Source organism: Nostoc sp. JL23 (genome assembly GCF_017115065.1).
GTDB classification, from domain to species: domain Bacteria; phylum Cyanobacteriota; class Cyanobacteriia; order Cyanobacteriales; family Nostocaceae; genus Nostoc; species Nostoc punctiforme_A.
Genome location: NZ_JABXKN010000145.1, coordinates 114225 through 125391, shown reverse-complemented (window position 1 = coordinate 125391; position 11167 = coordinate 114225). Strand labels below are relative to the sequence as shown.

At 40.4% G+C, this 11167-nt stretch carries 9 protein-coding genes and 2 pseudogenes; 8 read left to right on the top strand and 3 right to left on the bottom strand.

All coding sequences use genetic code 11. The features are described from left to right. The first annotated feature begins 518 nt into the window (after nt 1-518). The 6 genes and pseudogenes from HWQ42_RS31835 to HWQ42_RS31810 all read left to right on the top strand — a co-directional run bounded on the left by HWQ42_RS31835 (nt 519) and on the right by HWQ42_RS31810 (nt 5469). Complete coding sequence (locus HWQ42_RS31835; protein ID WP_292819166.1) at nt 519-848, top strand: hypothetical protein; 330 nt, start codon at nt 519-521, stop codon at nt 846-848. Between the two features lie 73 nt (nt 849-921). Beyond that, the gene (locus HWQ42_RS31830; RefSeq protein ID WP_292819163.1) at nt 922-1470 is read left to right on the top strand and encodes a GIY-YIG nuclease family protein; all 549 of its coding nucleotides are present in this window, start codon (nt 922-924) and stop codon (nt 1468-1470) included. A gap of 47 nt (nt 1471-1517) precedes the next feature. Next, nucleotides 1518-2981: a YARHG domain-containing protein gene (locus HWQ42_RS31825; RefSeq protein WP_292819160.1), complete on the top strand. Its 1464-nt coding sequence runs from the start codon at nt 1518-1520 to the stop codon at nt 2979-2981. Nucleotides 2982-3669: 688 nt separating this feature from the next. Then, nucleotides 3670-4029, top strand: coding sequence for a Mo-dependent nitrogenase C-terminal domain-containing protein (locus HWQ42_RS31820; protein WP_292819157.1), 360 nt, complete (start codon nt 3670-3672; stop codon nt 4027-4029). A 22-nt stretch (nt 4030-4051) separates the two neighbouring features. Continuing rightward, nucleotides 4052-4325 (top strand): annotated as a pseudogene (locus HWQ42_RS31815) (cupin domain-containing protein). 397 nt (nt 4326-4722) lie between these two features. After that, nucleotides 4723-5469, top strand: coding sequence for a creatininase family protein (locus HWQ42_RS31810; protein ID WP_292819154.1), 747 nt, complete (start codon nt 4723-4725; stop codon nt 5467-5469). A gap of 71 nt (nt 5470-5540) precedes the next feature. Here HWQ42_RS31810 and HWQ42_RS31805 read toward each other — a convergent pair. After that, nucleotides 5541-5714: pseudogene (locus HWQ42_RS31805) on the bottom strand (Uma2 family endonuclease); the annotation flags it as partial. A 218-nt stretch (nt 5715-5932) separates the two neighbouring features. Between HWQ42_RS31805 and HWQ42_RS31800 the strand changes: the two are divergent. Beyond that, a complete protein-coding gene (locus HWQ42_RS31800) occupies nt 5933-7060 on the top strand; it encodes a DNA cytosine methyltransferase (RefSeq protein ID WP_292819152.1) in 1128 nt (375 codons plus the stop codon). 83 nt (nt 7061-7143) lie between these two features. Beyond that, nucleotides 7144-7827 (top strand): Bpu10I family restriction endonuclease, encoded by a 684-nt coding sequence (locus tag HWQ42_RS31795; RefSeq protein WP_292819149.1) that lies wholly within the window; start codon nt 7144-7146, stop codon nt 7825-7827. Nucleotides 7828-8023: 196 nt separating this feature from the next. Here the strand turns inward: HWQ42_RS31795 and HWQ42_RS31790 are convergent, their stop codons facing one another. Together HWQ42_RS31790 and HWQ42_RS31785 are read right to left on the bottom strand one after the other, a co-directional pair. Beyond that, nucleotides 8024-8296, bottom strand: a complete 273-nt coding sequence (locus HWQ42_RS31790; RefSeq protein ID WP_292819146.1) for a hypothetical protein — start codon at nt 8294-8296, stop codon at nt 8024-8026. Nucleotides 8297-8380: 84 nt separating this feature from the next. Further along, complete coding sequence (locus HWQ42_RS31785) at nt 8381-10849, bottom strand: ATP-dependent Clp protease ATP-binding subunit (RefSeq protein WP_292740456.1); 2469 nt, start codon at nt 10847-10849, stop codon at nt 8381-8383. Between the last annotated feature and the right edge of the window lie 318 nt (nt 10850-11167).

Sequence of the window (11167 nt, the reverse complement as noted above, 5' to 3'; positions counted from 1 at the left end):
CAGGTCTCATTTATACAAACAAAAAGCCCCACGCTCCACAGCCTGGGGCTTTTTGCTTATTATGAAAATCGTCAAGTTTTAACTGTGCAGTATTTACCACATACAGGTTGATTGAAAAATTTAGGTATTCTCCCAAGACTCAACTAGATAAGGCTTTTACCTTCTAAAAATAAATTTAGACATAGCAATTGCGTTACCAGAAACCGTCGAAATGATCCTTGTTGACAGGTGAAACTTCATTATTTTCAGAGAATTAGACTTGTTATATCAGTACAGTATTAGGGAGAAATTAACTATCACTAATAAATCTGCTAAACTTCATAATTCTTAACGATGCTAACTTCGTCGTGTAGCTGACAGAAGTCCCATAATCCAATAGGCTGATCTATAAAGTGGTTATTTTTAACCAGGTTTATCTGCACAAAAAGGTAGGCTTTGTTGCCCAGCATATTTGGATGACTCTGTTGCCTATCCTCTATCATCATTTAGTCGTTAATAACTAGCTATTAATACAGAAAATGCCCCTTAAAATCGTTCAGAACTTTGATGGAAGTTTCACTCTTGAAGCACAAGCTCAAGAAATTCTATTCAATTTATTGACAGGCGTTGCTTTTTTGAACCAAATTTGTCAACAGTTGGGGTGTGAGCAACTTAGATTTACAGAATTGCTTTTCCAGCCTGTTCCTTACAGCTTAACTACCACGAAAGGAATGCCAGCAGAATTTGAAAAGTATCATGAATCTGATGAATATGTCATCATCAACGTGCCACCAAATTTCATGTTCAGTGCTAAGATTTTTAAACCCAGCCGCCTTTGTGCAATTTACCAAAAATTGAGTAATGAATAATTATTAAAGATAATTTTTTTCTAATTCGCAATTTTCAATTCTGAAGGCAAATAGCAACTTTGATATTTGATGTATGGCTCCTGAAACGAATCTTTCTTCTTTGGCAACTCTGGAATACATTCTTTATATTGACGATCGCGGCCAATTACCCGAACAATTTCAGGGTAAAATCGGTGTATATGCTATCTTTGACCAAGAAAAAGCACTTCAATTTGTAGGATACTCCCGTGATGTTTATCTTAGCCTCAAGCAGCATTTAGTTCGTCAGCCACAGCAATGCTATTGGGTGAAAGTTCAAACTATTGAACGCCCTAGTCGCACAGTTTTAGAAAATACTGAAAATGCTTGGATTGCTGAAAATGGCAGTATGCCTTGGGGAAATGGGGATCAAAAAGAAAAATGGACTCATCCCATTGATGTCAAAGTTGTAATGACACCTGAAGAACAGGCGAAATATGAAAATCCAGCTAATGATGAATTAGCACAAATAAAAGTTCTTAAAAACGTGGCACGGAGAGTAGAAGCAGAAATTTCAACGCAATTGTTAGAAGTGCGGGGTTTACAAATGCAGATTCGCTTCAATCCTAAATTGAAAGAAGAAGGTTTACTAGATTTGAAATGAAGGTAGTTTTGGGAAAACTATCTTAAGAATATTGCTTGTAATTTCCCATGACAATACAGCTGCTGAACGATCGCTATCAAGTTATCCACACACTGGGTGCTGGTGGGTTTGGTGAAACCTATCTAGCTGAAGACACCTATATGCCTTCAAAGCGCCATTGTGTGGTTAAACAGCTAAGACCGATTCACAACAATCCCCAAATTTACCAGTTAGTGCAAGAGAGGTTTCAACGCGAAGCAGCTATTTTAGAAGAACTTGGTGGGGCAAATGACCAAATTCCGGCATTATATGCATACTTCTCTTCAGGTGGACAATTTTACTTAGTTCAAGAATGGGTTGAAGGCGATACTTTAACTGAAAAAGTCCAAAAGCAGGGGCTATTTAGTGAAGCCACTGTCCAGGAATTATTCATGAATTTATTACCCGTTCTGGATTACGTTCACTCTAAGCATATCGTTCACCGCGATATTAAACCGGATAACATCATTGTGCGTTATCGCGATGGTAAACCAGTGCTGATTGATTTTGGTGCTGTGCGGGAGTCAATGGGAACAGTCGTAAATTCTCAAGGCAATCCTACCAGTTCGATTGTGATTGGTACACCTGGCTATATGCCGAGTGAACAAGCCGCAGGTAGACCTGTTTATTCTAGTGATTTATACAGTTTAGGAATGACGGTAATTTATTTACTGACTGGTAAACAGGCGCAACAACTAGAAACAGATTCCCAGACGGGTGAAATTGTCTGGCGACAGTACGCGAGTCATGTTAGCCCAATTATGGCAAGAGTAATTGATCGGGCAATCGCTTATCATCCACGCGATCGCTATCCCACAGCCAGAGCAATGCTGGATTCTTTGCAGAGCATAGCAAATCCAATTCCGCCGACGCAACCCCTCTTGACTCAACCAACTGTAGTCTCTGCACCGCCACCTCAGACAGTGCCTGTCAAAGCACAGCCTAGCCCTCAAAGTAGTAATAGTCAGAATAATATTCTCATGGGCAGTTTGATTGTAGGTGGGTTAATTGGTGCATCTGTGATTATTAGTCAAGTGTTACCAAAATCTTCTCAACCTACAGTAGATAAAACAGTATTACCTTCAGAAACACCGTCAAATGTTACAAGCCCAGTGATAGAAACTCCCACATTTACACCAAACACCCCATCTGTTCCAACTCAATCTACACCTTCTTCAACTACATCAATACCGCCAGTTGATACCACGACTCTCAACAATTATTTCTGGCTTTCTAAAAGACTTGTAACTGATGCAGATTTAGATGGTAAAAGCGGTTTTGAACTAGATATTATGCGAAATTCGATTTTTGCCATACATGGCCGCCGTTTTGATAATACTGAATTGCAAAATTACTTTAATAACCAACCTTGGTATCGTCCTACGTATTCACCAAAGACATTTCCACCTAAATTGCTGACAAAATTAGAGCAACAGAATGTAGAATATATCAGCAAATATCAGGTTAATACTAGATTAAGATATTTTAAATAATAAGCTTTTCATAATTGGGGAGTGAGGACTGGGGAGAATAAGTAGCCAATACTTTTCTAGAAGAAGTTGTGCTAATGGCAAAATCTCACAGTGAGCAGCCAGACAAAGCTTATTATATAAACCTGTAGAATTACTCAGCACAAGTGCCCCTTGCTCTTGTGTAAGTCCCTTATATTAGTTTTGACTTATCAATCGATTTCTTGCTACTTATTAGATAATATCTAGGTTGGCTTATGTAGTATATCAGACAAATTTATGGATATTCAATATTCTAAAATCGCAAGATATTAGGAGCTAATCCTAGCGAAATGTATATAGGGTAAGAACAAAACTGTCTTTGTCTGCCATAAACTACATCTCTAGATACTAGTCAGTTTCAGAACCAGGCATTTATGTTTATATATAAGATTGCTATCTGTAAGGTTAGAAATCTATAAGTTAAAGAAATGCCATTTTTATATTTTCTTTGTTATTTTGTATTTAACGGGACAGTTCTTCATGATTTGGTGGGCTTAAATAACAATTAGTTAAACCATTTCCCTTCCCAAAGATGCATGTAAATTGTTTGCATTATGCTTACTTTGCTTCTGAGTCTACAAGCACAATGCAAATTGACCAAAAATATTACATGCTAACATTTTCAATCGGTAAATAGTTCATCTACACAAGGAAGACCTTGCCTAAAACTATGCTTAAAACACATAATCAGCGTATTTTTCTGCCTGCTTTTATTAAACCTTTAGAAGAAAAGAATCAAAAAGGTAGTAAAAAGCAATTTACTCAACCTAAATTAGATTTACTGCAACCATTACGTCAATGGCTCGATAAAATTGAGATTCAGAATCGGAAATTAGCCAAATTTATTGCTAAACTAATTCCTGCTCAGTGTCCATTCGAGCGCGATATCATGCTTTTTGGTCGCAAAATAGCTCATATTCCGCCAATGTGCAAGCTGAATCCGCTTTATAACGAACTTGTCTACTTGCGTTTTCGTGCTTTATGTTATCTAGTAGATCAGTGTGGAGAGGATATTCAATCTTACTGCTGAATATAACTAGAGAAAACATAATATGAACATTAAAATTGAGCATCAACTTAAGACTTGAATATCTCAATGAATTAGGTATTTTTAAATGGGAAATTTGGAAAAAGGAAGTTTCCAAATTCCCTTGGACTTATGATTCTCAAGAAACTTGCTACTTTTTGGAAGGTAAAGTAGTTATTACTCCTGATAGTAGACAGCCAGTGCAAATGGGTAAAGGCGATTTAGTGATTTTTCCTGCTGGTATGTCCTGCACATGGGAAATTACAAGGGATGTAAAGAAGCATTATTACTTTGATTAGTGAAAAATCAAAATTGATCCCATTTATTTAGTTGATTATCCAGACAAGTAACATTTCATAAATCAATTTTGATTTATATTATGGAGAGTTCCACAGCAAGTATCCTAAGATAAAGTGGCAGAATCGGTAAATTGCTTATATCCATCTCTGTCGAAACTCGTTGCGGCTGCATCCGCTAAACAATATTCATAGAAATAGTTAGTCTAATTATCTCCAAATTTTGCAGTAGACAAAGATCCCCAATTTCTCAAAAAGAAGTCGGGGATCTTGTGCGATCGCCAGCACAGAAAATTCAGAGAGTTCATAATCATGTTAGTGGGAGTTTAGTGACAAAAGATGCTGTTTAGCAGCAAAAGGTTTGATCCCACCGCAATTTTATTGAGGAAAGTTATTAACAATGTTACTGCATTTAAGTACTTGGCAAGAAGTCGAAGCTTATTTACAGCAATCAAAGGGGATTATTTTCCCTATTGGTTCCACAGAACAACATGGGCCAACGGGGTTAATTGGTACTGATGCTATTTGTGCAGAAGCGATCGCAGTCGGTGTGGGTGACGCAACTCAAGCGATCGTCGGCCCTACAATCAATGTGGGGATGGCATTGCACCATACTGCTTTTCCTGGCTCAATCAGTCTGCGTCCCAGCACTTTAATTCAAGTAGTGCGAGATTATGTAACTTGTTTAGCCAAAGCTGGTTTTAGCAAGTTCTACTTTATTAACGGACACGGCGGTAATATCGCCACCCTCAAAGCTGCTTTTTCAGAAACCTACGCTCATTTAGAAGATTTGCAGATTCCCAATGCTCAACAGGTGCAATGTCAAGTGGCAAACTGGTTTATGTGCGGTTCTGTATATAAACTAGCTAAAGAATTATATGGGGATCAAGAAGGTTCTCATGCAACGCCAAGTGAAGTTGCACTCACACAGTATGTTTATCCAAATGCGATTAAGCAAGCACCTCTTTCACCAGAAGTTGCAAGCGGACATAGGATTTATAGCGCTGCTGACTTTCGCGTGCGTTATCCAGATGGACGTATGGGATCAAATCCGGCTTTAGCAACGCCAGAACATGGTAAGCAATTTTATGATTTGGCAGTGAAAGAACTTAGCAATGGATATTTGGAATTTGTGAACGCAGAATAAAACTCATGAAAACCCATTGTAGAGATGCGGGTAAAATCGTGTCTCTGCATAAAATATCTTGAGAAAGGTTATAAAACAGCTAGATAGTCACCAGCTTCACCACTACTATAAGCGTGAGGCTCTCCTTCTGCGAAGATTTCGACAATTTCTCCTTTGAGTAATTCTACTTTGCGATCGCTCAAAATTTTAGCGTCAATCATGCGGTGATATTCGTCAATCGTCCACTTAGCAACTATCACACTCATGACGATTGATTCCTCCTAATGATTCTTTATATTCTCCCATTTTAAAGGCACTTCAGGTCTGATTCAGAATCAGTCGATTGATTGAAGAATACTAAAAATTACTTATAGCCAAGATAACTTGATCAGAAGAACTGTGTAGCAAGTTGACAAAGCGGTACAAGGGTATCATCCTAGAATGTTTAGAAGGTAAACCAGATGAGTAACCACATTAAGAGTCTATGGTAACAGCACAACCTATCACTATTGATTTGTTTGCTGGGGCTGGCGGCTTTGGTCTAGGCTTCGAGATGGCAGGTTTCTCTGTTCCTTTATCCGTTGAGATTGATGCCTGGGCTTGTGATACACTGCGCCATAACCGCCCTAATATGACAGTTATTCAACAGGATATTCGTGATTTAAACACTGCAAGTAGCATTAAGGATATCTGTCATTTCAAGCCGGATATTGTTATTGGTGGGCCTCCGTGTCAAGGCTTTAGTATTGCCGGGCCAGCACAAAAAGATCCTAAAGATCCTAGAAATAGTTTATTCATTAACTTTGCTCAGTGGATATGTTTTCTCGAACCTCAAGCTTTTGTAATGGAGAATGTTAAAGGTTTACTTTCACGCAAAAATAATGAAGGCAGAAAGGTAACAGATATCATTAAAGAAACTTTCGAGAATTTAGGGTATTTTGTAGAAGTATGGTCATTAAATGCCGCTGAATATGGTGTGCCACAAATTAGGGAGCGTATTTTTATTGTTGGAAATAAAACAGGTAAAGAATTAGGTATTCCTCCAAAAACACACTCTTTAGATTTATTACATATAAATAGCTCTCAATTATCAATATTTACCTGTATGGGTTTACTTCCTGCCCTTAGCTTGTGGGATGCCATATCAGATTTACCACCACTGAATGCACGTGAGGGTGAAGAGGAACAGCTTTATATTTTAGAACCTCTCAATAAGTATCAATGCTGGATCAGGAATGGCAGTCAAACACTTTACAATCATGTTGCAATGGATCATTCCCAGAGGCTTGTAGAACGTTTCAAACATATTAAATGGGGTGAATCAAGTTCAGACGCACCAAAAGAACATGGGGCTAAACGGCGTAGTGGAAATGGTGAGTTATCTGAGATAAGTTATGACCAGAATAACCGACGTTTAAATCCATATAAACCATCACATACAATAGCTGCTTCGTTTTACGCCAATTTTCTTCATCCTTTCCAGCATCGCAATTTGACAGCCCGTGAAGGGGCACGTATCCAATCTTTTCCTGACACTTATCGTTTTCTAGGAAAGAAAACTGTTGTATCTCACAAGTTATTACATCGAGAAGAGAGATTCGACGAAGGGTAGAACTTCTATCAAAATATAAGGACTTTTTAGACCAGCAGCACTATGCTGAGAAGTTTGATTCTCGATCGAACCTTCACTCTAGCGTGCTAGAGGAATTTCTCTATTATCTGTTTAAAGATTTAGTCAGAGACTTTGGAGAAAATGCTCTCATCGGCAAATCACATACATTCAAAGATATTTTCTTTGTACCGCCAAAATACTCTGAGATGCTTAAGCGACCGTATGCACGTATTGAAAAGAAAGATCATGACTTTGTAATTGGAGCCACTATTCAAGTATCATTTGAAGCAGCAACCCCACCGGAGAAAGATGAAAATCCTGGGGAAGTACTGCCACTTCTTAAAGAGGAACCAGAAAACTACTCTGAAGTTACAGTTACAGGAAACACCGAAACGCACATTTTCGATATTCCAGTTGTTGCAATTGAATGTAAGACATATCTCGACAAACCTATGCTCGAAGGTTCATCAAGAGCAGCAGAGGATTTAAAGGCAAGAAGTCCAAATAGTTTATATCTTATACTTATGGAGTGGATCAAGCTGACCAGCGATGTCAATCTTCGGAAGTACAAGATCGACCAAATTTACGTACTACGTCAGCAGAAAAACACTGACCGAGAATTTAGGTATGAAGAAAAATATATTAAAAATTCAATTAATCTAGTTGTAGTTCAACATCTATTCCATAAAGTGCGGAAGCATCTAAAAATGGACTGGGCTGGCGGAATTGAACATGGTATAGAGCGTGGGTGGCTAATTGACGAGTAGCTACTGACTTTACTACCTAAAAAATACTGCCTAAAAATACCGATAATCGCGCTCTATTTCACCACTGAAGGAAACAGCGACTTTGTAACCAATGCGGATACCGAAAAGTCGAGCAAATAGTCAGAATATAAAGTTCTCCTGAATTCCGGTTTCGGACTCCCCAATAACCAGGCATATTGGACTCAACTGAGAACCGCTATAATTCCGCAGCTAACACCCTACCTTGAACTGATTCAAACTCATCTTCTAGTAAATATAACTTGGCTTCATCATAGTTATTAGTAGAAAATACAACTTTATAACCCTGTGCCGGATCGTAAATCTGACAGTTATCTTCACTGTCGCAAAGCAATAAAAGAACATACGGAGGGAAATGACTTGGATCTATCCATACTTCCGTAAATTCCCAGTTATTCTTCATTGGATCTTGTGGGGTAATAACACGGTATTCGTCGTCTGCATTAGACATATTCAAACAAAAAAACGGTAGAGTAATTAATACTCTACCGTTTTTTAATTTTCTATTTGAGATTTAAATCCCAAACCCTAAATCTTACTCAACACCTTGGGGTAACAATTCCCGACGCTGTTGAGAACTAACTTGGACAATGCCATTTTCATCCACATCAACAAGGGCTGTATCGCCATCTTTGATACGACCAGACAGAATTTCTTCTGCTAGGCTATCTTCTAACAGGCGCATAATTGCCCGACGTAATGGCCTTGCGCCGTAGCTGGGACTGTAACCTTCAGTGATCAATCGATCCTTGAAGCGGTCTGTGACTTCTAAGGTGATACCCTTTTCTGTCAGACGACCAAATACTTCCTTGAGCATAATTTCGGCGATTTGGGTCACTTCCGGCTTGTTCAACTGACGGAAGACGATAATTTCATCCAGTCGGTTGAGGAACTCTGGACGGAAGTACTGCTTGAGTTCTTCGTTCACCAAAGAGCGAATCCGGTTGTAAGTTGACTCGCTGGCATCTTCGGAGAATTCAAAGCCGATACCGCTACCGCCTTTTTCAATTACCTTAGAACCAATATTGGAAGTTAAAATCAGCAAGGTGTTCTTGAAGTCTACTGTGCGACCTTTGGCATCAGTTAACCGACCGTCTTCCAAAATTTGCAGCAGCATGTTGAAGACATCGGGGTGGGCTTTTTCGATTTCGTCGAACAATACCACGGTGTAAGGACGCCGCCGCACGGCTTCGGTCAGCTGACCACCTTCGTTATAGCCAACATAACCTGGAGGGGAACCAATCAGCTTGCTGACGGTGTGACGCTCCATGTATTCGGACATATCTAAGCGGATCATCGCTTCTTCAGAACCGAAGAAGTAAGCAGCTAAGGACTTGGCCAACTCGGTTTTACCTACACCAGTAGGCCCAGAGAAGACAAAGCTAGCTATGGGTCGGTTGGGATTCTTCAAACCGACACGAGCGCGACGAATTGCCCGTGAAACTGCCTTCACAGCTTCGTCTTGACCGATTAAACGCTGATGCAAGGTGTCTTCCATGTGCAGCAGCTTTTCAGATTCAGATTCGGTGAGTTTGTTCACCGGTACCCCAGTCCAAGAAGCGACAATGTGGGCAATGTCTTCTTCTGTAACTACAGGTTCTTCACCTTCTGTGCCAGTTGCATTGGTCTTGCTTTGAGCGATCGCTCGGATTTCAGCTTTGATTTCCATTTCGCGATCGCGCAGTTCTCCAGCTTTATCAAAGTCTTGAGAGCGCACCGCGTCATCTTTTTCTTTTAATATCTGACGCAGTTCTTTGTCTAACTCTTTGGCTGCGGGTGGCAGTTGGGAGTTAATCAAGCGCACCCTAGAACCAGCCTCATCAACTAAGTCGATGGCTTTATCTGGGAGGTAGCGATCGCTAATATAACGGTCTGATAACTTCGCCGCTGCTACCAATGCTTCGTCGGAGATTTTCAGTTTATGGTGTTGCTCGTAGCGTTCGCGCAGACCATACAAAATTTCAATTGTTTCATCAACTGTAGGTTCGCCAACCATCACTGGTTGGAAACGCCGCTCTAGTGCTGCATCTCGCTCGATGTGCTTGCGGTATTCGTCTAGGGTTGTAGCTCCGATGCACTGCAACTCACCTCTGGCCAAAGCTGGCTTGAGGATATTTGCTGCGTCAATTGCACCTTCGGCTGCACCTGCACCAATTAAGGTGTGTACCTCATCAATCACGAGAATGACATTACCCGCAGAGCGGATTTCATCCATGATTTTTTTCAAGCGTTCTTCAAATTCACCCCGGTACTTGGTTCCTGCTACGAGCAAACCAATATCCAACGTGACGACGCGTTTATCTTCCAGGATGTCAGGGACATCTTTGGTGGCAATGCGTGAAGCTAAACCTTCAGCGATCGCTGTTTTACCAACCCCTGGTTCCCCAATCAACACTGGGTTATTTTTAGTTCGGCGACCCAATATCTGAATCACCCGCTCAATTTCCTTGGCGCGTCCCACCACTGGATCGAGCTTATTGTCAATCGCCATCTGGGTTAGGTTTGAGCCAAATTCATCCAGAGTCGGGGTTTTTGTGCGCCCGGATGAACCGCCTGGTGAAACTTCGGCAGTTTCTCCCAACATCCGAATGACTTGGGTTCTTACCTTAGATAGATCCACACCGAGGTTTTCTAGCACCCTGGCTGCGACACCTTCCCCTTCGCGGATTAGGCCCAACAGCAGATGCTCGGTACCAATGTAGTTATGCCCCAGTTGGCGTGCTTCTTCCAAGGAGAGTTCTAGAACTCGCTTTGCCCGTGGCGTAAACGGAATTTCCACGGCAACAAAGCCTGATCCCCGTCCTATAATTTTTTCAACTTCAATTCGGGCATCTTTGAGATTGACGCCCATTGATTTCAGCACCTTGGCAGCCACACCAGTGCCTTCGCCAATCAGACCCAGGAGGATCTGCTCGGTTCCAACAAAGTTGTGACCTAAACGGCGGGCCTCTTCTTGGGCCAGCATGATTACCTTAATGGCTTTTTCTGTGAAGCGTTCAAACATGGCATTTTTCCCATCACCTGCGGTCGTGCCGGTATGCTGATTTTAGCACAGGCAAAGCTTTTGGATGCCTGTATAACAGATTATAGACATCCTGAAGCTATGACTTGGGTTGATGGGCTTATTGTTAACTATTCGCTACTTTTATCTGGCTAGTGTACTGAGGAGCTTTAGTTCACCAGCGTTTTTGGGATTTATTACAAATAGCTGACTGCTTAGATTAAGGGTTTTTTGACTCAATCCCAAACATTTATATTTAACATATATTTTTTTTTAGAGCAAGCAAATATAATTCATATAATATTTACTTATTAAACTATT